At 41.9% G+C, this 20,767-nt stretch carries 21 protein-coding genes, 2 tRNA genes, 1 other RNA gene and 1 pseudogene; 11 read left to right on the top strand and 14 right to left on the bottom strand.

Annotated features, from left to right (window positions below; translation table 11 throughout):
• The first annotated feature begins 5 nt into the window (after positions 1 to 5).
• Positions 6 to 383, top strand: an RNA gene (gene rnpB / locus F891_RS17095) — RNase P RNA component class A.
• A gap of 72 nt (positions 384 to 455) precedes the next feature.
• Positions 456 to 532, top strand: a tRNA-Met gene (locus F891_RS11165).
• A 37-nt stretch (positions 533 to 569) separates the two neighbouring features.
• Here F891_RS11165 and F891_RS11160 read toward each other — a convergent pair.
• The 3 genes and pseudogenes from F891_RS11160 to F891_RS11150 all read right to left on the bottom strand — a co-directional run bounded on the left by F891_RS11160 (position 570) and on the right by F891_RS11150 (position 2,611).
• On the bottom strand, positions 570 to 1,442 hold the full coding sequence (locus F891_RS11160) for a hypothetical protein (RefSeq protein WP_004280583.1): 873 nt from the start codon (positions 1,440 to 1,442) through the stop codon (positions 570 to 572).
• A 37-nt stretch (positions 1,443 to 1,479) separates the two neighbouring features.
• Positions 1,480 to 2,105: pseudogene (locus F891_RS11155) on the bottom strand (CatB-related O-acetyltransferase).
• A gap of 101 nt (positions 2,106 to 2,206) precedes the next feature.
• Positions 2,207 to 2,611 (bottom strand): RidA family protein, encoded by a 405-nt coding sequence (locus F891_RS11150; protein ID WP_004280579.1) that lies wholly within the window; start codon positions 2,609 to 2,611, stop codon positions 2,207 to 2,209.
• A gap of 136 nt (positions 2,612 to 2,747) precedes the next feature.
• Here F891_RS11150 and F891_RS11145 point away from each other — a divergent pair, with 136 nt between their 5' ends.
• Positions 2,748 to 3,341, top strand: coding sequence for a TetR/AcrR family transcriptional regulator (locus F891_RS11145; RefSeq protein ID WP_004280578.1), 594 nt, complete (start codon positions 2,748 to 2,750; stop codon positions 3,339 to 3,341).
• A 72-nt stretch (positions 3,342 to 3,413) separates the two neighbouring features.
• Here F891_RS11145 and greA read toward each other — a convergent pair whose 3' ends face one another.
• The 3 genes from greA to carA all read right to left on the bottom strand — a co-directional run bounded on the left by greA (position 3,414) and on the right by carA (position 8,365).
• The gene (gene greA, locus F891_RS11140) at positions 3,414 to 3,890 is read right to left on the bottom strand and encodes a transcription elongation factor GreA (RefSeq protein WP_004280577.1); all 477 of its coding nucleotides are present in this window, start codon (positions 3,888 to 3,890) and stop codon (positions 3,414 to 3,416) included.
• Between the two features lie 91 nt (positions 3,891 to 3,981).
• Positions 3,982 to 7,212, bottom strand: a complete 3,231-nt coding sequence (gene carB / locus F891_RS11135) for a carbamoyl-phosphate synthase large subunit (RefSeq protein WP_004280576.1) — start codon at positions 7,210 to 7,212, stop codon at positions 3,982 to 3,984.
• A 13-nt stretch (positions 7,213 to 7,225) separates the two neighbouring features.
• Complete coding sequence (gene carA, locus F891_RS11130) at positions 7,226 to 8,365, bottom strand: glutamine-hydrolyzing carbamoyl-phosphate synthase small subunit (RefSeq protein WP_004280574.1); 1,140 nt, start codon at positions 8,363 to 8,365, stop codon at positions 7,226 to 7,228.
• A gap of 308 nt (positions 8,366 to 8,673) precedes the next feature.
• On the opposite strand from carA, the gene F891_RS11125 reads away from it, so the two are divergent.
• Together F891_RS11125 and F891_RS11120 are read left to right on the top strand one after the other, a co-directional pair.
• Entirely contained in the window at positions 8,674 to 9,162 is a 489-nt protein-coding gene (locus F891_RS11125; protein WP_004280573.1) for a hypothetical protein, read from the top strand.
• A gap of 101 nt (positions 9,163 to 9,263) precedes the next feature.
• Positions 9,264 to 9,485 (top strand): hypothetical protein, encoded by a 222-nt coding sequence (locus tag F891_RS11120; RefSeq protein ID WP_004280572.1) that lies wholly within the window; start codon positions 9,264 to 9,266, stop codon positions 9,483 to 9,485.
• 148 nt (positions 9,486 to 9,633) lie between these two features.
• Here F891_RS11120 and F891_RS11115 read toward each other — a convergent pair whose 3' ends face one another.
• Both F891_RS11115 and yhbY read right to left on the bottom strand, forming a co-directional pair.
• Positions 9,634 to 10,173, bottom strand: coding sequence for a DOMON-like domain-containing protein (locus F891_RS11115; RefSeq protein WP_004280571.1), 540 nt, complete (start codon positions 10,171 to 10,173; stop codon positions 9,634 to 9,636).
• Between the two features lie 11 nt (positions 10,174 to 10,184).
• A complete protein-coding gene (gene yhbY, locus F891_RS11110; RefSeq protein ID WP_004280569.1) occupies positions 10,185 to 10,508 on the bottom strand; it encodes a ribosome assembly RNA-binding protein YhbY in 324 nt (107 codons plus the stop codon).
• Between the two features lie 195 nt (positions 10,509 to 10,703).
• On the opposite strand from yhbY, the gene rlmE reads away from it, so the two are divergent.
• The 5 genes from rlmE to F891_RS11085 all read left to right on the top strand — a co-directional run bounded on the left by rlmE (position 10,704) and on the right by F891_RS11085 (position 15,450).
• Positions 10,704 to 11,354, top strand: a complete 651-nt coding sequence (gene rlmE, locus F891_RS11105; protein WP_004280568.1) for a 23S rRNA (uridine(2552)-2'-O)-methyltransferase RlmE — start codon at positions 10,704 to 10,706, stop codon at positions 11,352 to 11,354.
• Positions 11,355 to 11,486: 132 nt separating this feature from the next.
• A complete protein-coding gene (gene ftsH, locus F891_RS11100; protein WP_004280565.1) occupies positions 11,487 to 13,376 on the top strand; it encodes an ATP-dependent zinc metalloprotease FtsH in 1,890 nt (629 codons plus the stop codon).
• A gap of 106 nt (positions 13,377 to 13,482) precedes the next feature.
• The gene (locus F891_RS11095; protein WP_004280563.1) at positions 13,483 to 14,097 is read left to right on the top strand and encodes a GNAT family N-acetyltransferase; all 615 of its coding nucleotides are present in this window, start codon (positions 13,483 to 13,485) and stop codon (positions 14,095 to 14,097) included.
• Positions 14,098 to 14,175: 78 nt separating this feature from the next.
• Positions 14,176 to 15,027: a dihydropteroate synthase gene (gene folP, locus F891_RS11090; protein ID WP_004280562.1), complete on the top strand. Its 852-nt coding sequence runs from the start codon at positions 14,176 to 14,178 to the stop codon at positions 15,025 to 15,027.
• Positions 15,028 to 15,135: 108 nt separating this feature from the next.
• Positions 15,136 to 15,450, top strand: coding sequence for a DUF5713 family protein (locus F891_RS11085; RefSeq protein ID WP_004280560.1), 315 nt, complete (start codon positions 15,136 to 15,138; stop codon positions 15,448 to 15,450).
• 30 nt (positions 15,451 to 15,480) lie between these two features.
• On the opposite strand, the gene F891_RS11080 is transcribed toward F891_RS11085, so the two are convergent.
• From F891_RS11080 to F891_RS11070, 3 genes are all read right to left on the bottom strand, one after another.
• Positions 15,481 to 16,167 carry a hypothetical protein gene (locus F891_RS11080; protein ID WP_004280558.1) on the bottom strand — a complete coding sequence of 229 codons (687 nt, stop codon included), beginning with the start codon at positions 16,165 to 16,167 and terminating at the stop codon, positions 15,481 to 15,483.
• Positions 16,168 to 16,258: 91 nt separating this feature from the next.
• Positions 16,259 to 16,344: transfer RNA gene (locus F891_RS11075), tRNA-Leu, on the bottom strand.
• Positions 16,345 to 16,514: 170 nt separating this feature from the next.
• Positions 16,515 to 17,243, bottom strand: a complete 729-nt coding sequence (locus F891_RS11070; RefSeq protein WP_004645749.1) for a hypothetical protein — start codon at positions 17,241 to 17,243, stop codon at positions 16,515 to 16,517.
• Positions 17,244 to 17,417: 174 nt separating this feature from the next.
• Here F891_RS11070 and F891_RS11065 point away from each other — a divergent pair, with 174 nt between their 5' ends.
• Entirely contained in the window at positions 17,418 to 17,924 is a 507-nt protein-coding gene (locus F891_RS11065) for a hypothetical protein (protein ID WP_004280554.1), read from the top strand.
• Positions 17,925 to 17,965: 41 nt separating this feature from the next.
• On the opposite strand, the gene F891_RS11060 is transcribed toward F891_RS11065, so the two are convergent.
• The 3 genes from F891_RS11060 to F891_RS11050 form a co-directional block, all read right to left on the bottom strand.
• Positions 17,966 to 18,244: a hypothetical protein gene (locus F891_RS11060; RefSeq protein WP_004731860.1), complete on the bottom strand. Its 279-nt coding sequence runs from the start codon at positions 18,242 to 18,244 to the stop codon at positions 17,966 to 17,968.
• A gap of 62 nt (positions 18,245 to 18,306) precedes the next feature.
• On the bottom strand, positions 18,307 to 19,629 hold the full coding sequence (locus tag F891_RS11055) for a polyamine export protein PaeA (protein ID WP_004280552.1): 1,323 nt from the start codon (positions 19,627 to 19,629) through the stop codon (positions 18,307 to 18,309).
• Positions 19,630 to 19,756: 127 nt separating this feature from the next.
• Positions 19,757 to 20,746, bottom strand: a complete 990-nt coding sequence (locus F891_RS11050) for a LysR family transcriptional regulator (RefSeq protein ID WP_004280551.1) — start codon at positions 20,744 to 20,746, stop codon at positions 19,757 to 19,759.
• Between the last annotated feature and the right edge of the window lie 21 nt (positions 20,747 to 20,767).

Raw genomic sequence — 20,767 nt, 5'->3', positions numbered from 1 at the left:
CGCTCGAAGTGAGCCAGACGATCGCTGCTGTGGAGATCTCCGTGATTGAAGCAGGGGAGGAAAGTCCGGGCTTCATAGGGCAAGGTGCCAGGTAACGCCTGGGCGGTGTAAACCGACGGCAAGTGCAGCAGAGAGAAGACCGCCTTCATTATGGTTTCGAGCAATCGGAATCGGAGGTAAGGGTGAAAGGGTGCGGTAAGAGCGCACCGCATGGCTGGTAACAGTTCATGGCGAGGTAAACCCCACCGGAAGCAAGACCAAATAGGAATCCATTAGGCATGGCCCATGCTGGATTCGGGTAGGTCGCTTGAGCGCATGAGTGATTGTGCGCCTAGAGGAATGATCGTTCACGACAGAACCCGGCTTATCGGCTCACTTCAACAAATTTTGATCAAACAGCACAATATGGGGTTGACGTGATTTACAGAAAATCCCATAATGCGCGCACAGTTTAAGGCTATGTAGCTCAGTTGGTTAGAGCACCGCACTCATAATGCGGGGGTCACAAGTTCAAGTCTCGTCATAGCCACCATATTCTGAAAAAACCCACTCCGATTGAGTGGGTTTTTTTATGCCCCAATTTTATTTTGATTGGTTTGAATATCAGAGATAGCGGATTTCAAAACTTGTAGGCAAATTTTAGCTGTTTGTTCTCTAGGTGAGAATTTTTCAGTCATTTGCTGAAAAGGATGTATGTAATTTCTAAAATCTCTTAATTCTTTGCTAAATCGATATGTATCTTTTTCAATTAAATTAATTGAATGAGATACTTCAATGAAATTATGAAGTGTCCATTGATCGAAGTTTTTTACTTTGCCATCTTTTTTAGGGCTACAGTTTGAAGTATTAAAAACTCTTGGATTTAAAGAAGCAATATTTAAGAATATTCCCTCTAATGTACTACCAGCTAATAACACAACGGAAAGGTATGCTTCAGCTTTAAAAGCTTTTTCAATTTCTATTATTCTACTTTTGATTACAGGCATTAAGGTTGGGATGAGATTCAACTGAGAGCAATCAAACTTAAATTCATGTTTTATAAAGTTATTTTCAATATTTTCATTATCTGATTGGAATTGTTCATCAAGATTGATTTTTGTAATAGGTGTAAGGTTAATTTCAGTGTTGGTTCTAGTAATTTGATATTTGTCGAATTGTAGATATTTATTGAACTCTTTAATTAAATTATCTAGTCGATTTAAGTCTTCAATATAATTTATAGGATTAAATAAGTTTTTAATACATATATCTAATTTTGGTGTGCCATTTATTTGAGAAAGTCGTAGATCTGTGTACATCCATCTAGATGGAAAACCTTGCCCATATACATCTTGATAATCGAACATACCAAAAAAATCGATAATTTTTGGCCCTGATCGGTATTCGGTGATTTCATTGATTAAGTCACGAAGTTTTTCAAGTGTCTTAGTTGATAGATGCATATTTATTCAAAATAATGGTTTGAATTAAATATAATGTTTAGATCAAACTTTGTACATAATTAAGCAGTGATTTCACATCATCCGTTTGCAATTGCTCACGCATTTTTAAAAACTGCTTTTCATCTATATCATAGATTTTTAGAGAGAGTACTTTTTCTATATCTTCTTGTGGAAAACGGTATTTAATAATTTTTGCAGGTACACCACCAACTACAGCATAAGGCGGTACGTCTTTAGCGACTACTGCACCTGTTGCCACCACAGCACCTTCACCCAGCTTTACACCTTGCATAATCATGGCACGAGAACCAATCCAGCAACCATCACCAATCACTGTATCACCAGCAGGCACAAAACTGCGTGTATCGAACGGAAACGCTGAAATCCAATCGGTACGGTGTAACTGGTTACCTCCCATCATAATTACGCATTCAGCACCAAAACAGACAAAATTGCCGATATAGAGCTGGTCAATCGGCTTCTCAGGCGTAGATGGCTTATCATGTAAATAACGCACCACACAACGCTCAAAACCTGATCCCAATAAGCTGAGTAGTATGAGTAATTCCCTTTAATGTGAATATTCGGATTTTTCACCGTTTTCGAAATAAACTCGAACTCACACCAATGCTTTACAGGAGAATTAATTAACTTTTCAGACATAAGGGAGATACAAAAAATAGTGAATAAGAAATTATACCTAATCGGGGTTTAAACTTGCTGAATAATATCTAAAAGACATTCGCGCACGCATAAAACAATGATTAAGCTGTGGTCGATGCTGGAGGAATACGAGCAATCACCTTAATTTCAAAATCAAAACCTGCTAACCACGTGACACCTACAGCTGTCCAATTAGGATAAGGCTTTTGCGTAAACACCTGATTTTTAACTTTCATGATGCTTTCGAACTGCTGTTCTGGATCAGTGTGAAAGGTGGTGACATCAACAATATCATCGAAAGTACAACCAGCCGCTGCCAAAGTTGCAGCTAAGTTTTTAAAAGCCTGTTCTACCTGTTTCTCGAAATCTGGTTCAGGAGAACCATCTTCACGGCTACCGACCTGACCAGAAACAAAAAGTAAGTCTTCCGATTTGATCGCAGCAGAATAACCATGCTGTTCATAGAGGGCATGGCGGTCTTGGGGAAATATCGCAGTTCTAGTCATGTCTATTCTCATTCAATATCTAATTTATAAGTGAGTGAAAGCAACTTAACTTTCACATACGCATCGTATGTAAACATAATTGACATACGGAGCGTATGTCAATTAAAATTTTTATGATGATGAGGTAAAGTAATTCATGTCTGTTCGTGAACAAAAAATGGCGGAAACCCGCAAGAAATTAATTGAAGTGGCACGTCGTGCGTTTGCGGAATATGGTTATGCTAGCACTTCAATGGATAAACTCACGGCAGAAGCGGGGCTGACTCGTGGAGCGTTGTATCACCATTTTGGTGATAAAAAAGGCTTGTTTGCTGCAGTGGTCGACCAGATCGATTCGGAAATGGCTTCATCTGCGCAGCAACATCTGGAGCAGCCTGATGATCTGTGGGAAGGATTGATGCTGGAAGGGCGGACCTATATTCAAAATGCCTTAAACTCTGAATTCCAGCGCATTGTATTGCGCGATGGGCCTGCGGTATTGGGTGATCCTGCACACTGGCCAAGTCAAAACAGATGTTTGCAGTCCACGCGTGAATGTGTTGAGCAATTATTGGTAGCAGATCGAATTAAAACAGTTGATCCGGAAGCTGCTGCGGTATTTTTAAATGGTGCTGCAATGAATGCAGCCCTCTGGGTGGCTTCTAGCGAACATCCTGAGCAGGTACTCCCTGAGGCTTTACATGCATTTAATTTATTTGCATCGGGGTTTTTAAAAGAAGCCCAGAGCTAATTCGTTTGTAGGAAGCAGATAAAGGTAAAAAACCCCTCAATCGAGGGGCTTTAAATTAAACAGCTTTAAATTTTAAAGATATTCAACTTTTACAATTTCGTATTCAACTTCACCGTTTGGTGTATTGATTTTCACATCGTCGCCTTCGTTTTTACCTAAAAGACCACGTGCAATTGGCGAGTTCACAGAGATCTTGTTAATCTTAAAGTCTGCTTCGTCATCACCTACAATTTTATAGGTTTTCTGTTCTTCAGTATCCAGATTTTCAATCGTGACCGTTACACCAAAAACCACACGACCATTGTGTTCAAGTTCTTTTACGTCGATCACCTGAGCTGCACCCAGTTTGCCTTCGATGTCCTGAATACGACCTTCACAGAAGCCTTGCTGTTCACGTGCTGCATGGTATTCTGCATTTTCTTTTAAGTCGCCGTGTTCACGCGCTTCTGCAATTGAAGCTGTGATACGTGGACGATCCACTGTTTTCAGTTGGTGTAATTCTTTCTCTAAGGCAATTTTGCCTTCAGGTGTCATAGGATAACGTTGCATGTTGTCCCTCAAAAGTCAGTTGAAAGATATAAAATCTATAAATAAAAAAAAGCCCGCCACCAAGAAGGTGGCGGGACTTCTTGGAAGTGAATTAACCTTTAGTTAGGTCTTGCAAACGATATACATCCATCGGCAATTTAATTGCTAAAGCTTGGCATACTGCATCCGCACCATTCAATGTAGTTGTGTTATACACTTTACCTTGAAGTGCTGAACGACGGATCGAGAATGAGTCTTCTTGTGCCTTTTTGCCTTCAGTCGTGTTAATCACAAGGTGGATTTCGCCGTTTTTAATACGGTCCACAATGTTAGGACGACCTTCAGTTACTTTATTGACACGTTCACATTCAAGACCAGCATCGCTAATCACTTTAAATGTACCATCAGTTGCAAGAATCTTGAAGCCTAGGTCAATCAATTGTTTTGCGATACCAGCCGCACGTGGTTTATCAGAATCACGTACAGAGATAAATGCGTGTTTCACTTCGCCTTCAGTTGGAAGACCTGGTAAACGCTCATTTGCACCTAAAACAGCTTTATAGAACGCTTCACCAAATGTTTTACCAACGCCCATCACTTCGCCAGTCGATTTCATCTCAGGGCCAAGGATCGGGTCAACACCAGGGAATTTGTTGAACGGGAACACTGCTTCTTTGACAGAGAAGTGCTCAGGAATAATCTCAGTTGTGAAGCCTTGCGACTCAAGAGATTGACCAGCCATGCAACGTGCAGCAACTTTCGCTAAAGATTCGCCGATACACTTAGAAACGAATGGCACAGTACGAGACGCACGTGGGTTCACTTCCAAGATGTAAACATCTTCACCTTTGACAGCAAACTGAACGTTCATCAAACCGATTACGCCAAGCTCTTTTGCCATCGCCACAGTTTGACGACGCATTTCGTCCTGAATCTCTTTAGATAGAGAGTAAGGAGGAATTGAACATGCCGAGTCACCTGAATGAATACCCGCTTGTTCGATGTGCTGCATGATGCCGCCGATTACAACGTCTTTACCATCAGATACGCAGTCTACGTCAACTTCGATCGCATCATCTAAGAAACGGTCAAGCAGAACAGGTGCTTCGTTTGATGCTTGAACCGCATCACGTAAGTAGCGTTTGAGTTCTTCATCGTTGTACACGATTTCCATCGCACGACCACCAAGCACGTAAGAAGGACGTACCACTAATGGATAGCCTACTTTAGACGCTTCAGCCATACCTTCTTCAGCAGATTTTACAATGCTGTTGTTTGGTTGACGAAGTTGCAGACGTTGAATCATTTGCTGGAAACGTTCACGGTCTTCTGCACGGTCAATCGCGTCAGGTGATGTACCAATGATTGGCGCACCGGCTTCTTCTAGAGCACGAGCCAATTTCAAAGGTGTTTGACCACCGTACTGAACGATAATGCCTTTAGGCTTCTCGATACGTACGATTTCTAAAACGTCTTCTAAAGTGATTGGTTCGAAGTACAAACGATCTGATGTGTCGTAATCCGTTGAAACTGTTTCAGGGTTACAGTTCACCATAATGGTTTCGTAACCGTCTTCACGCATCGCAAGGGCAGCGTGTACACAGCAGTAATCGAATTCGATCCCTTGACCAATACGGTTAGGACCACCACCAATCACCATGATCTTGTCTTTCGCAGACGGATTAGCTTCACACTCTTCATCGTAAGTTGAGTACATGTAAGCTGTATCAGATTCGAATTCTGCAGCACATGTATCTACACGTTTGTAAACTGGCGTTACGCCCAGGTTCCAACGGTGTTTACGGAATTGTTTTTGTGAAATGCCCATCAAGTCGGCAATGCGAAGATCTGATAAACCTTTACGTTTGAACCCACGGATGTTGTCCGCATTCAAATCACCAAAACCTAAAGTTTTGATTTGGTTTTCAGTTTTGATGATGTCTTCGATTTGAATCAAGAACCAGCGGTCAATGTTCGTTGCAGCGAATACTTCGTCTAAAGTAAAGCCGTGACGGAATGCGTCGCCCACGTACCAAATACGCTCTGGACCTGGAACTTTAAGCTCTTGCAAGATCTTGTCGCGCGCGCCTTCAGCACCCACTTCAATTTTTTCGTCAAAACCAGAAGCGCCAACTTCAAGACCACGAAGGGCTTTTTGTACAGATTCCTGGAAGTTACGGCCAATCGCCATCACTTCACCGACAGATTTCATCTGTGTGGTTAAAGTCGCGTCCGCTTGTGGAAATTTCTCGAAGTTAAAACGAGGAATCTTGGTAACAACGTAGTCGATTGCAGGTTCAAACGATGCAGGTGTTGTACCGCCGGTGATGTCGTTTTTCAACTCATCAAGCGTGTAACCAACCGCTAATTTCGCAGCGATTTTTGCAATTGGGAAACCAGTTGCTTTAGAGGCAAGGGCAGATGAACGTGATACACGTGGGTTCATCTCGATCACAACCATACGACCAGTATTTGGACAAATACCGAACTGTACGTTAGAACCACCTGTTTCTACGCCAATTTCACGTAGTACAGCTAAAGATGCGTTACGTAGAAGTTGGAATTCTTTGTCTGTCAATGTTTGCGCAGGAGCAACAGTGATTGAGTCACCAGTGTGTACGCCCATTGGGTCAAAGTTTTCAATCGTACATACGATGATACAGTTGTCGTTTTTGTCACGAACAACTTCCATCTCGTACTCTTTCCAACCAATTAAAGATTCATCGATCAATAATTGTTTAGTCGGAGAAAGATCGAAACCGCGTTCACAAATTTCGATGAATTCTTCTTTGTTGTAAGCGATACCGCCACCAGAACCACCCATGGTGAATGATGGACGGATAATCACTGGGAAGCCGAAACGTGCTTGAATTTCTAAAGCATGTTCCATTGACTCAGCAACGTCAGCTTTTGGACATTCAAGACCAATTTTACGCATTGCCTGGTCAAACAGTTTGCGGTCTTCAGCTTTTTCAATCGCTTCTTTGGTTGCACCGATTAATTCAACATTGAATTTTTCTAAAATGCCGTGCTCATCGAGGGCAAGGGCACAGTTCAATGCAGTTTGACCACCCATGGTCGGAAGAACAGCGTCTGGGCGTTCTTTCTCAATAATTGCTGCAACAGTTTGCCAAGTAATTGGCTCAATATAAGTTGCATCTGCCATGGTTGGGTCGGTCATGATGGTCGCTGGGTTCGAGTTGACCAAAATAACGCGGTAGCCTTCTTCACGAAGGGCTTTACATGCTTGAGCACCTGAGTAGTCAAACTCACATGCTTGACCGATGACAATCGGACCAGCACCAATAATCAAGATGCTTTTAATGTCAGTACGTTTAGCCATGATGCTTCCTTAATTACTTCTTAGATGCTTCGATAAGTTCGATGAAATGATCGAACAATGGTGCGCAGTCATGTGGACCCGGGCTTGCTTCAGGGTGACCCTGGAAGCTGAACGCAGGTTTGTCTGTACGATGGATACCTTGGTTGGTGCCATCAAACAGTGAGCGATGCGTTACACGCAACACATCAGGCAGATTGCTTTCATCGACTGCGAAGCCATGGTTTTGAGAAGTAATCATCACTGTACCGTTATCAAGATTTTGTACAGGATGGTTCGCACCGTGGTGGCCGTGAGGCATTTTTAAGGTTTTAGCACCACTTGCAAGCGCAAGGATCTGGTGACCCAGGCAGATACCAAATACTGGAATTTCAGTGGTTTCTACAATTGTTTTTACAGCTTCAATTGCGTAGTCACATGCAGCCGGATCACCAGGACCGTTCGAAAGGAACACGCCATCTGGATTCAGTGCAAGTACATCAGCAGCAGGAGTTTGCGCCGGCACAACAGTCAGTTTACAACCGCGGTCTGCGAGCATACGTAAGATGTTGGTTTTGACACCGTAATCGTATGCAACAACATGGAATTTAGCTTCTGGTTGAGAGAAACCTTTGCCTAATGTCCAAGAGCCTTCAGTCCATTCAAAACCTTCAGGGTCGCAACATTCTTTTGCCAGGTCTAAACCGTTTAAACCACCAAATGCACGTGCTTTTTCAAGCGCTTCAGCTTCAGTGATATTTTCGCCAGCAAGGATACAGCCATTTTGCGCACCTTTGTCACGTAAGATACGTGTCAATTTACGCGTGTCGATATCCGCAATTGCCACAACATTGTGTTGTACCAAATATTCAGCTAATGATTGGGTTGAACGGAAGTTACTGTGCAGTAAAGGCAGGTCACGAATGATCAATCCGTTCGCCCAAACCTTATGAATACGACCTGATTCAGCGTCTTCTTCATTACAGCCTGTGTTACCGATATGTGGGTAAGTCAGTGTCACAAGTTGCTGTGCATAACTCGGGTCAGTCAAAATTTCTTGATAGCCAGTCATGGCAGTGTTGAAAACGACTTCACCAGTCGTACTACCCGATGCGCCAATCGAAGTACCTTTAAAGATAGTTCCGTCGGCAAGGGCTAAAATTGCTGGGGTGCTCAAACCAAAGCTCCTGAAATTTAGGCTGTAAAAAAGCGAGAAGACGAAAAAAAAGGAAGGCTATTTTTTAAACCTACCCTCCTATGTCTGCTCGCTTGAACTTAACACGGCATTATACGCAGAATGACCCCTAAAGTCCAACGGCTTTGCAGCGAAAGTATGAGATAAATGGCTTGCTTTTTGCATGGAAGTCTGTTTTGTAAGCAATGTGAAAAAATGTAAGCAATTAATAATTGTCAGACAAATCAAATCTTAATTTTTATCAAATCTACTAATATAGCTTAGTCGATATAACAATAGGAACAAGACAAATGGCTACAGCACCTAAATCTACTACATCTAAAAAAATCACTCCGAGCGTGGTCACTGAAACTGCCGAGAAGCTTGAAAAAGTAGCAGTCGAGGCTAAAGATCAGGCAATTGAAACCATCGAGGAAAGTAAGGAAAAGCTTGAAGTTGAAGCCAAACAGTTAAACGATACTGTGCAGGAACAATTGCGTCAATTTAAGCAGGAGGTGTTACAGCGTATTGATACTTTGAAGGAGCAGATTTTCGGTTCGCAGAAAGAATTAACCGAATTGAAAAGCTTTATCAAGACAGAATTCAACGCGGTCATCGAAGACTTATCTAATCTGGGTAAAGAACTGAAAGAAGATGTCAGTCAGATTTCGACCAAGCATAAGGAACATCTGACCGATACTTTTAAACGTTCTAAGGACAGTACCATTGAAGTACTGAAAAAAGTCAAACCCGTGGTGAAAACAGAGAGCTCAGACAAAAGTCCTGAGCTGAAAAGTTAGGCTGCGCTGAAAGGCCGCTATTTAAAAAGGAGAACAATCAATGTTCTCCTTTGTCTTTATGCAGCAAAACGGACTCACAATAACAATTAAAGGGGGTCACGATGCAACAGCATTTTGTAGGTGTACTTATTTTACTGATATTGATCATGCTACTGAATCTGGAAAGCGGATTGGGGCGCATACTTTATCTGGGTGTAATCGTATTATGTCTGGGAGTACTGGGACTGGTGTTTGGGACCATTCTTTTGATGATCATTACTTTTGCTTTTATTCTTTATGCTGCTGTGAAATCTATTCAGGAGCAGCATCATCTGCATCACTAAAATATGAACGTTGAAAACAATAAAAAATCTAAAATAATTACATAGAGGATCAATCATTGTTAAGCGATAAACAAAAACGTGAGACTTTAAGTCTCACGTTTTATTCGCCTGTTACACTTTAAATAGCTGATGCACAGCGTCAATCTATTTAAAACACATGCAACCAGTCACGTTTATTATGAAAATCTGCCTGAGGACTACTATGCTGCATGGCATAGTATTGATCACCTTGCGAGGTTTTTAAAACAGCAGATAAACCCAGGAACAAGTTTTCCCATTTCAGTTTATGTGTTGCCATAAAATCAGTCAGATCCACACTGACATTAAGACCATAATGCGTGCGTTTGAGCTGATTCAACTCAATATCATCCGCAGCTTGCGGTGGCATATCTTCAGGATAACGGTATTCTTCGAATTGATAAGCCTGCCAGGCCTGAGAAGGGGAAAGATTAATCTCACGATAAAAATCTTCGCCCTGAACCCCAATAAAAATTTCAAAGCAGGTCTGTTCCCACAGGAAATCCTGACGGGGATGTGCCGTCACCATGTCGGGCCACAAGATGTACTGATTGGGATCACGGATCCAGAAGCCCACATTTAAATTGCATGGGCCTTGCTGTTCAATGGCGGCAACCAGAGAGATGGCCTGAAAACGGCGATCAAATGCGCTAAGTTCGTAACTTGCCATAAGTCCTGTACTTAGTTAGACAGATGAGCGAAACGGACAAGGTTAGACAATTTTTGGTTTTGTTTCGCAGCTTTCTTGTAAAGCAGCGCAATTTTACCAATAGTTTGAACTACTTCGGCACCAGTCGCTTCTGAAATTTCAGCAATCAATGCTGCACGCGCTTCACGATCTTCAGCTACGATTTTTACTTTAATCAGTTCGTGATCATTTAAAGCACGCGCCAATTCTTCGATGACATTTTCAGTCAGGCCTTTGTCACCCAGCATAACGACCGGGTTTAAAGCATGTCCGATTTGACGTAAACGCTTACGTTCCTGAATAGATAAAGACGCCATGAGAGATAACCTGAATTTTAAAACGGCTTAGTATAGCAAAAGCAAAAAACAAACGCTTTAAATTCTCAGGAAATAATCATTTCCAATATCTCTTCATAACGAGCAAAACTCCTCGATTTAGATACACATGTATACTGCAAAATATGTCTTTTTCACGTACAATTAATAATTAGACGTTTTTTTATTTAGAGAGTTATGGCTACACGCATTACCAACCAAAAGTTATCTAAAAGTAGTCGTGATTGGATGAGAGAGCATTTAGACGATCCTTATGTGAAAAAGGCACAAAAGGACGGCTATCGTGCGCGTGCAGCATATAAGCTCTTAGAAATGCAAGAAAAGTACAAGATCATCAAACCCGGCATGACCGTGGTCGACTTGGGTGCAGCTCCCGGGAGTTGGTCACAAATCGCCGGTAAGTTGGTCGGCGACAAAGGTTTATTGATTGCATCTGACATTTTACCAATGGATGCATTACCTGATGTGACTTTCTTGCAAGGTGACTTTCGCGAAGAAGAAGTCTTCCAGCAATTGTTAGAAATTTTAGATGGTCGTATTGTAGACGTTGTAATTTCAGATATGGCCCCCAATACATCAGGTAATAAGGCTGTAGATCAACCGCGTCAGATTTACTTGTGTGAACTTGCACTGGATTTTGCCAACAAGGTGCTAGGCCCTAAAGGTCAATTTGTGGTAAAAGTTTTCCAAGGTTCAGGTTTTGACGAATTCCGTAAGCAAGTGGTTGATAGTTTTGATGTTCTGAAAACATCTAAACCTTTGGCATCACGTGCTCGCTCCAAGGAGGTTTTCCTGATCGGGCAGGGACGTAAGAAGGCTTTAAAATAAGTCTACTTGCCAAGTCGTTAAAAATTGTGCATTTTGTACGTTTTTAGATAATTGTAAGTTGATTTACAGCTTAAGTATTAAGGTCACCCTGAACAGGGCATGATCAAATTAGATTGAAATGGGAATAAAGCTTTGAGCGATCTTTTTAAGAATGCCGTATTGTGGCTCGTGATACTGGGTGTGCTGGTGTTAATCTTCAGCAACGTCAGTGACCGCAATCAACCGACTACAATGAACTACTCAGAGTTTGTTGCCGCGGTCAATGCTGGCCAAATTAAACAAGTTGTGATTGACGGCGAAAGAATCCGTGGCGAAAAATCGAACGGTTCAGAGTTTGAAAGTATCCGTCCGGCAGTTCAGGATCCTGAACTGATGCCAAGCCTGATTAAAAATAATGTTGTGGTTGAAGGTGAAGCACCACAACGTCAAGGCTTGCTCATGCAGTTGCTTATTGCAAGTTTCCCTGTACTTTTAATCATTTTGTTATTCATGTTCTTTATGCGCAACATGGGTGGCGGTGCAGGTGGTAAAAACGGCCCAATGAGTTTTGGTAAATCTAAAGCCAAAATGCTGTCTGAAGACCAGATTAAAGTCACTTTCACTGATGTTGCTGGTTGTGACGAAGCCAAGCAAGAAGTCGTTGAAATCGTAGATTTCCTGAAAGATCCAACCAAATTTAAACGTCTGGGTGCGAGTATTCCACGCGGTGTGTTAATGGTCGGTCCTCCAGGTACGGGTAAAACCTTACTTGCCAAAGCCATTGCCGGTGAAGCGAAAGTTCCATTCTTTAGTATTTCAGGTTCTGACTTCGTTGAGATGTTTGTCGGTGTTGGTGCATCCCGTGTTCGTGACATGTTCGAACAGGCGAAACGTCATGCACCATGTATCATCTTTATTGATGAGATTGATGCAGTCGGTCGTCACCGTGGTTCAGGTACCGGTGGTGGTCACGATGAACGTGAACAGACACTGAACCAGATGCTAGTTGAAATGGACGGCTTTGAAGGTAATGAAGGCATTATCGTGATTGCTGCAACCAACCGTGCAGATGTACTGGATAAAGCACTTCTTCGTCCAGGCCGTTTTGACCGTCAAGTTGTAGTTGGTTTGCCAGACATCAAAGGTCGTGAACAAATCCTGAATGTACATTTGAAAAAATTACCTTCAGTGACAGGTGTGGATGTTAAGGTTCTTGCACGTGGTACACCTGGCTTCTCGGGTGCGCAATTGGCAAACCTAGTGAATGAAGCTGCTCTGTTTGCTGCACGCCGTAACAAGAACACCGTCGATATGCATGACTTCGAAGATGCAAAAGACAAGCTGTATATGGGTCCTGAGCGTAAATCGATGGTACTTCGTGATGAAGAGCGTCGCGCGACAGCTTATCATGAAGCAGGTCATGCAATTGTTGCTGAAAGCTTGCCAGGTACAGATCCTGTGCATAAAGTGACGATCATGCCGCGTGGCTGGGCTTTAGGTGTCACCTGGCAGCTGCCTGAATTTGACCAGACTAGCCATTATAAAGACAAAATGTTGAATGAACTTTCGATTTTGTTTGGTGGCCGTATTGCTGAAGAAGTCTTCATTAACCAGATGTCGACTGGCGCTTCAAATGACTTTGAGCGTGCAACTAAAATGGCACGTGCGATGGTGACCAAATATGGTATGTCTGACAAACTCGGTGTCATGGTCTATGAAGAAGATGCACAGCAATCTTTCATGGGCAGTATTGGTAGCCGCAGTATTTCGGAAACTACACAACTAGAAGTCGATCGTGAAATTCGTCGAATTCTGGATGAGCAATATAAAATCGCACGCGATATCCTGGAAAGCAAAAAAGATATTGCCCATGCGATGGTGAAAGCCTTGATGGAATGGGAAACCATTGATCGTGATCAAATCCGTGACATCATGGAAGGTCGTGAGCCTCAGCCACCAAAGGTCTATGTTGCAGATAATCCTGTGATTGATGTAACGCCAGATGATGGTCCGTTGACTCCTCCGCCATTGCCAGCGAACTAAGCTCAATAAAAAAACCACCTTCGGGTGGTTTTTTTATGCTTGTCATTTTTGTCATATCTTTTTGAGTGTTATATTGAGCGATTAAAAATGAATAAGAAAAACCAAAATGAATATGCCTGTTCTGGAATCCAGTGTTTACCAGCTTCGTCTTGAACCGTTGAGCTGGGAACATTTTTCTGATTTAGCCATCGCATGCGCTGAAGAAAATTTAGGCGAGATTTTATATAACTCAGTGCCTTATCTGCATAACTTAAAAAAATATTTTTCGCAGACCTTTGAACAGCAAGCTCAAGGTGAAAGGATGGCTTTTGCTGTAATCGATTTAAACTCCGGCCAAGCAATTGGAACCACCAGTTATCATGATATTAAGGCGGAAATTCCAAGTTTTGAAATTGGTTATACCTGGTATGCCAAGCGCTATCACAGAACCTATGTAAATCGCGTCTGTAAATATCTTTTGTTAAGACATGCTTTTGAAAATTTAAATGCTCAGGTGGTCGGCTTTCGGACTGATCACTTGAATCTTCCCAGCCAAAAAGCGATTGAAGCAATAGGTGCCAAACGAGATGGCATTATCAGGTGTCATATGCTACGTAAAGATGGACAGACTATTCGAGATAGCTACATCTATAGTATTTTAGAAAGTGAATGGGTAGATGTGAAAGCATTATTACAATCTAAACTGATGCAATATTCCCGAAACAATTACTTCGAAATCTAGCGATTATTCTTATTCAGCTTTGCTTTATTTAATTATCCATAAGACAATATTGGGGTTATTTTGAGTGAGTATTGAATCATGCAGCTGATGCCTTTGTTACCACATGTATGGACATTTGGTGATTTAAAATTGGACTTATCCCAGCCGCATGTGATGGGGATTCTCAATGTCACCCCAGACTCTTTTAGTGATGGTGGTCGGCATAATCACAAAGAAGATGCAGTCGCACGTGCGCTTGAAATGATCGCTGAAGGCGCGACCGTGATTGATATTGGCGGTGAATCGACCCGTCCAGGTGCCGCAGTGGTAGAAGTGGAAGAAGAAATTCGCCGCGTAGTGCCTGTGGTGGAAGAACTGGCTAAACATAAGGTCATTCTCTCGATTGATACGTCGCAACCTGAAGTCATACGCGCAGCGGTTCGGGCCGGAGCACATATCTGGAATGATGTCCGTGCTTTGACTCGGCCGAATGCATTGCAGACCGCAGCAGAACTCAATATTCCAGTGATCATCATGCATATGCGCGGTGAGCCGACCACCATGAACAATCTGGATCAATATGAGGATGTCACTAAAGATGTGATACGCGAGTTATCCCAACGTGTTCAGGATGCTTTAGATGTTGGAGTAAAAGCGGAAAATATCATGATTGATCCAGGTTTTGGTTTCGCTAAAAATGCCCAGCAAAATTTAAAGCTGTTGCAAGAGTTTTATAAATTGACAGAAATGGGCTATCCGATTTTGTCTGCTTTATCACGTAAACGCTTTATCGGAGCAGTTTTGGATGGGGCAGAACCACAAGAGCGTGCAGTGGGTTCAGCAACAGCGCATTTGTTGAGTATTCAGCAGGGTGCATGTATGGTACGGGCACATGATGTTAAGGCTACAGCCGATGCGATTAAAGTCTGGCAAGCCATGCAAATGGCTTAGAAAGCGAGGCTGGGAAATCCCTACATTGGCAATGTTGTTTGGCTTTTAAGCAACAATATGCTATATAGGCACGCTTAGATTAGATAGTCATCCTTTAGAGTGCCTGTAATGTTTGCAGATTTACTTCTCCCCATGTTCGATGATGAGTATTATCCCGATATTCTGGTTGCTGAAATCAAGCAGCACATCGAACGTTTTGCCCAAAAAGTCGCTAAATCAGGTTTGTCAGATCAAGAAATTTACCAGCTTGCCAATCTGACTGTGGCTGATATCAATATCATGAAACCTCAGTTCGAAGATCTGGATTCGTCTCTGGATGATACTGCCGCGGATTATATTGCCGAAGCCATGATGATGGTGGTGCAAGAGCACGGCCTGTTCGAGATTGAAATGGAAGAACTGATTACCAATCGTGAATGGTGATTTAAGAAAACCCTGCAGATGCAGGGTTTTTTATTGTCTGTTCAAATAATCTTTAAAGCTATTAAAGCGAATTGAGCCGAGTAATTGTTGCTCTTCATTCATGCATTGCTGATAAAGGTTTTGGTAATAAGCCTGCAGATTCGATTGACCTTGAATCTGTTGTGGTGTTTTTGATTTGGATTGTTGATAAGCCCAAAAAGCCAGTTGTCGGAGTTTCTGCAACCTGATCTGGTCAATCGCACTACAGGAACTTTTAAATAAAGGTTCCAGGATGACCACCCCAAAGGAAGAAATCGCTAAAATGATCATACTAATGATGACCAGTACATCCGAATGAATCAGATAAAGGTTGAGCAATAAGCTCAGAAAAATTGGAATTTGCAGATAGAGACAGTTTTGCAAACGCTGACTATAGGCTTTGGAACTAAATTGCGCCTGATATTGTGCATGCCAGATATAAGGATAAAGCAGTGCCATCAGCACAATTAAGGTGACATTAAAGGCAATCGTGGCATTCTTGAAAAAATAATATTCCAGAAATACGGAGCTGAGACTACAGGCTACACAGACCAGAAGGGACAGTAAATTAATCGCGATAACAAACTGGATATTTTGCAAGGCATTAAATTTAAAGCGGCTATAACGCAGCTTAAGGAAAAAAGCGTCTGGATGACGTAATTGTAATGTAGCGAGATCAAAGTGTTTTAATTCTGACATGGGGATTTCGCGCTAAAAGAATAAAATTCAGGCACAAAAAAACCAGCCTAATGCTGGATTTTTTATTGCACCATTTTAATAAATATTAAAATGGTGCCCGAGGCCAGACTCGAACTGGCACGCTTTGTGGGCGGGGGATTTTAAATCCCCTGTGTCTACCGATTTCACCACTCGGGCATGTGCGCAATAATAGAGGACGAAATAAAGCTTGGCAAGCAAATTCCGAAATGATTGCTTTCTTTTCAAGCAATTCCGTGGCTTCTATTCTAAAAATCAGCAAATCAACGTTTTTTAAAATTCAATATTTGCAGATCTTTAAGATGGCCAATGAAAAAGGATAGAGAGAACTATGAATTTTCATCCAGATAGCTGTCGACATCTAGATGCTTGATCGTTTTACAATATTGATGCTCATATTTCAGCAGCCGCGTATATAACCCGGCATAGTGATTTAATTGCTGTTTTAGTTCGGCATACCGAGGATCATGGCTTGAATAAAAACGTAATTTTAGTCGGATCAGGCAGGTTTGTTTATAAGCCCAAAAACAGATTTTACGTAATTGTTGTAGCTGATAGTGCTCAGTATTTTTACTATTTTCCTTGAATAAATTTTCTCGATAAAAGCGCACAAAACCAAAGCTCACGCCAAAGAAGAATAAGCTCCACATCAGCAAACTGCTTTGTATAAAGACCAGATTTAAGGCTTGCATCAGAATCACAATAGCCATCTTGATCGGGGTATGCCGTAATAATTGATACAGCGAATAAGAAGAATGCTGAATCTGGTACAGAATCAAGGTGAGACTCAACATCAGGAACAGTAGAATGGCCAACATGGCATAACTCTGCGCCTGAAATTCGCTGATTTGCACAAAAGATTGCTGTACGAAATCTCCTAACATCAAACTGATGGGAACAAAAATCATGGCGGCCAAGGCCCAAGGAATTAAAAGCTTGGCTTTACCCCAGATTCCACGGATTTTAATCTGACTGTAAAACAGGTAATTTCCTTTAAATGCAGTCGGATATTGGCGCTTAAGTTGCTGTAGCAACAAAGTCACTTGCGTAGTGGGCATCATCCAGAGATTAATTTAATATATAGATGAAGCACTATAGTCGATTTTGCGCAAAATCGCAGAAGAAATGCAGTTTCAGAACGTAGCACTGTTTTAATCATGAAGATTTTAGTTTTTTAGCGACGAATTATGCGAAAATAGCCGATTCAAGATTTATTTTTTTAAGGACAGTTTATGACTGATCAATCTCCTCAGGCGTTAAGCGACATCGAAATTTTAGACATCCTGCAAAGTATGAAAAAGGATGAGCTAAATACTGAGGCGCAAGCAGCAATTCGTCAGGGTGGTAAAGCTGGTCGTCAGGAAGCGCATAAAGCAGCCTTAGTAGCATTGAATCAGTCATTTGAAGACAAGTTTGTCGAAGCCGTATCTTTGGCTTTGGGTCTGAATGCAGCACAAATCAAAAAAATCCGTTATAAAAAAGACCGAATCCGTATTTTAAAAGCGCGCGGTATTGATTATATGGCAATTGATGGTGCTGAAACTGCACAGGTACTGTCACAAATTGCCCAAGCAATTGTGCGTGAAGATGCAATTGTCACCCATGACCTGCATAATATTTTCCCATTCTGGAAAGAAGGCTGGCCTATGGTGCAATTCGATAATGCCTACAAAATTTTAGAAGATGATATCCAGATTCACTATCAAGCCGTTCTTGAGGCTTTATTAGCAAAAATCTAAGCTGTAACTAGATATAAACAAAAGCATCTTCGGGTGCTTTTTTAATCACGATACATCAGTGCAATCAGCCAACTGATGGGCAAAATAAATAAACGCCACCAGGTAATCAAGGGCCAATAAAAATACTCTCCAAATCTCAAGGTGGAGTCGAATCCTTGACGGCGACGTTCATGTGGGTAGGGAATAATGAAAACAGTTAAAGCCATCAGAATGATGGCTGCGAGTAAAAGCAGGGGATTCTGTTGTTTGGCAAAGAAGAAGTAAAACAAATACAAGGCTGAATAAAAAAACAGACATGCCAATAATGCAGAAATATTCATCACTCACCTTATGATTTTTTTATTAGAATAATTTTTACTATTTCTTAGAAGGAAGAACCAGACTAATCTGATTCTTCTTGAATAACTGAATTGGTTTCGATCAAGCGGGTCACCAGTAACTGGTCAATTTTAAAATGATCGACGTCAACCACTTCAAACTTATAAGCACCAAATATCACGGCATCTGCAGGACGTGGAATCTTGCGTAATTTATACATCATGAAGCCAGCGATGGTTTCATAATTTTCATCATCAGGCATTTCATCAATTTCAAGCGCATGCTTAATATCTTCAATCGGTGTACTGCCTTCAATCAACCAGGAATTATTGTCACGTTTAATAATTTGCTGATCGGCTTCAATAGGCGTCACCCAGTCACCCATCACGGTAATCATAATATCGGATAGGGTAATCACTCCGACTACCAGCGCATATTCATTAATGACGACGGCAAACTTTTCCTTGGTAGAGCGGAAACGGTCCAGAACTTCCGATAAGGTCAAAGTGTCAGGAATGGTCAACACATTACGGATGGTATTTTCATTGAGCTGCAGCAGCGACTGGTTGTTCAGAATACGCACCAGAATGTCTTTGGCATCGACATAGCCAATCACACTGTCAATGTCATTGCTACATACCAGAAACTTGGAGTAGGGATATTCTGCCAGCTTTTGCCGAATACTTTCTTCCGGTTCATTCAAGGTGAAGAACACCACATTTTCACGTGTGGTCATACTCGAAGGCACGTTACGTTCTTCCAGCTCGAATACGTTTTCAATGAAATGGTGTTCCTGTTTCTGGAGCACGCCTGCCTGTGCACCGGCATCCATCACTGCAGAAATATCATCAAAAGTAATATTGTCATCACGAATAGTATTTACTTTAAACAGACGGAACAGCATGTTGGCAATCGCATTGATAAACCAAGCCAAAGGTTTGCAGACTTTAATGAAAATCTGAATTGGCTCGATGACTGAGACTGCGATCTTTTCTGGCGCAATCATGGCCAGACGTTTCGGCATCAGGTCTGCAAATAAAATAAATAATGAAGTGACGACCGTAAAGGAAAGCGCAAAGCTGATATTGTCAGCCCAAGGTCCTTGGTAAAAGCGGGAAACAAAATTATAAATATAAGGACGGAAGGCACCTTCACCTAAAATACCACCAAGAATGGCAACTGCATTTAAACCAATTTGGGAGGCTGCAAAGAAGTCTGCAGAATTTTCTTGTAGATCTAAAACTTTTTGAGCGCGATGATCACCCGACTCAGCCAGAATTTTGAGTTTGACTTTACGGGCACCAGCGAGGGCGATTTCAGTTAAAGATAAAAAACCGGCCCCCGTGATGAGTATTAAGATAATCACGATATTTTGTAAGAGGCTCACAAATCCACCTGTGGATGAATAGTATCTTGGGATATTTTTAACACAAAAAAAGACTTGAGGTGTAACAATGACATCTCAAGTCTTCGAAGTATAATCTTAAAAAATAAGAATTTAGAAGATTTTGAGTTTAATAATGTGAAAATTGAGAATTATTGCTCAGGAATTCACGGTTTTCTTCTTCAATCATCTGGCGGGCGACATATAAAATCAGCTGACGTAACCAGCGATGCGCCGGATGATGATGCAATAAAGGACACCATGCCATTTTCAATTCAAATTCAGGAATATAAAACGGCGGATCTTTGAGAATTAAATTGTGATTCTTGGCTTGCAAACGTGCAATGCGTGAAGGCAGTGTTGCGACCAGATCGACATTGGCAGCCAATAACCCCGGCATCTGGTAGTGACGGGTAAAGACTGAGATTTTACGTTTCTGGCCAATACGTTCTAAAGCCTGATCGATCCAGCCTAAACCGGCCTGTTTTTCAGGATTTACCCCGAAGCCAACACCCATACCGGTTTTGGAAACCCAGATATGCTGTGCATCCAGGTAACTTTTAAGGTTTAAGTTGCTTGCGGCAGGATGCTTGTTATTTAAAAGGCAAGAAAAGCTGTCACGCCAGACCAAAACCTGATGAAAACTTTGCGGGATTTCATTAAAACGGTTGATTGCCAGATCGACCTTGCCTTGTTCCATGTCACGATATGACACGTCACTTGGCGTCAGGAAGTCTAATACCACGTTCGGTGCTTCTGAACGTAGGGCTTTAACCAGACGTGGAACCAGCGTGGCTTCTGCATAATCCGAGGTCATGATCCGGAAGACACGATTTGAGGTATATGGACGGAACTCGGTACGTGGTTCCAGGATCATCGACAGATCAGCGAGCGCATCTCGAATGCGGGGCTGCAATTCTAAGGCACGTTCAGTGGGTGTCATGCCTTCAGAAGAACGAATCAGGAGGGGATCATTAAATAAATTGCGTAATCGGCGTAAGATGTTACTCATGGCAGGCTGGGTAACGCCCAGTTGTTCTGCTGCACGTGTGACATTTTTTTCGCGAAGAAGTACATCAAGATAAATTAATAGATTGAGATCGACCCGCTCCAGATTCATAAAAGAAATACCGAGAATAAA

Origin of the sequence: Acinetobacter sp. CIP 101966, assembly GCF_000369725.1 — a bacterium.
In the GTDB taxonomy this organism is placed as follows: domain Bacteria; phylum Pseudomonadota; class Gammaproteobacteria; order Pseudomonadales; family Moraxellaceae; genus Acinetobacter; species Acinetobacter lwoffii_Q.
The sequence above is the reverse complement of the archived record's forward strand: the minus strand, read 5'-3'. Positions and strand labels throughout refer to the sequence as shown.

Excerpts from the sequence above, each read along its gene's own strand:
- F891_RS11160 (WP_004280583.1), bottom strand. The coding sequence starts at position 1,442 with ATGCATCTATCAACTAAGACACTTGAAAAACTTCGTGACTTAATCAAT.
- rlmE (WP_004280568.1), top strand. The coding sequence starts at position 10,704 with ATGGCTACACGCATTACCAACCAAAAGTTATCTAAAAGTAGTCGTGAT.
- F891_RS11060 (WP_004731860.1), bottom strand. The coding sequence starts at position 18,244 with ATGAATATTTCTGCATTATTGGCATGTCTGTTTTTTTATTCAGCCTTG.
- F891_RS11080 (WP_004280558.1), bottom strand. The coding sequence starts at position 16,167 with ATGTCAGAATTAAAACACTTTGATCTCGCTACATTACAATTACGTCAT.
- F891_RS11115 (WP_004280571.1), bottom strand. The coding sequence starts at position 10,173 with ATGGCAAGTTACGAACTTAGCGCATTTGATCGCCGTTTTCAGGCCATC.
- F891_RS11150 (WP_004280579.1), bottom strand. The coding sequence starts at position 2,611 with ATGACTAGAACTGCGATATTTCCCCAAGACCGCCATGCCCTCTATGAA.
- F891_RS11065 (WP_004280554.1), top strand. The coding sequence starts at position 17,418 with ATGACTGATCAATCTCCTCAGGCGTTAAGCGACATCGAAATTTTAGAC.
- F891_RS11120 (WP_004280572.1), top strand. The coding sequence starts at position 9,264 with ATGCAACAGCATTTTGTAGGTGTACTTATTTTACTGATATTGATCATG.
- F891_RS11050 (WP_004280551.1), bottom strand. The coding sequence starts at position 20,746 with ATGAATCTGGAGCGGGTCGATCTCAATCTATTAATTTATCTTGATGTA.
- F891_RS11095 (WP_004280563.1), top strand. The coding sequence starts at position 13,483 with ATGAATATGCCTGTTCTGGAATCCAGTGTTTACCAGCTTCGTCTTGAA.
- greA (WP_004280577.1), bottom strand. The coding sequence starts at position 3,890 with ATGCAACGTTATCCTATGACACCTGAAGGCAAAATTGCCTTAGAGAAA.
- carB (WP_004280576.1), bottom strand. The coding sequence starts at position 7,212 with ATGGCTAAACGTACTGACATTAAAAGCATCTTGATTATTGGTGCTGGT.
- F891_RS11145 (WP_004280578.1), top strand. The coding sequence starts at position 2,748 with ATGTCTGTTCGTGAACAAAAAATGGCGGAAACCCGCAAGAAATTAATT.
- F891_RS11085 (WP_004280560.1), top strand. The coding sequence starts at position 15,136 with ATGTTTGCAGATTTACTTCTCCCCATGTTCGATGATGAGTATTATCCC.
- F891_RS11070 (WP_004645749.1), bottom strand. The coding sequence starts at position 17,243 with ATGCCCACTACGCAAGTGACTTTGTTGCTACAGCAACTTAAGCGCCAA.
- yhbY (WP_004280569.1), bottom strand. The coding sequence starts at position 10,508 with ATGGCGTCTTTATCTATTCAGGAACGTAAGCGTTTACGTCAAATCGGA.
- F891_RS11125 (WP_004280573.1), top strand. The coding sequence starts at position 8,674 with ATGGCTACAGCACCTAAATCTACTACATCTAAAAAAATCACTCCGAGC.
- folP (WP_004280562.1), top strand. The coding sequence starts at position 14,176 with ATGCAGCTGATGCCTTTGTTACCACATGTATGGACATTTGGTGATTTA.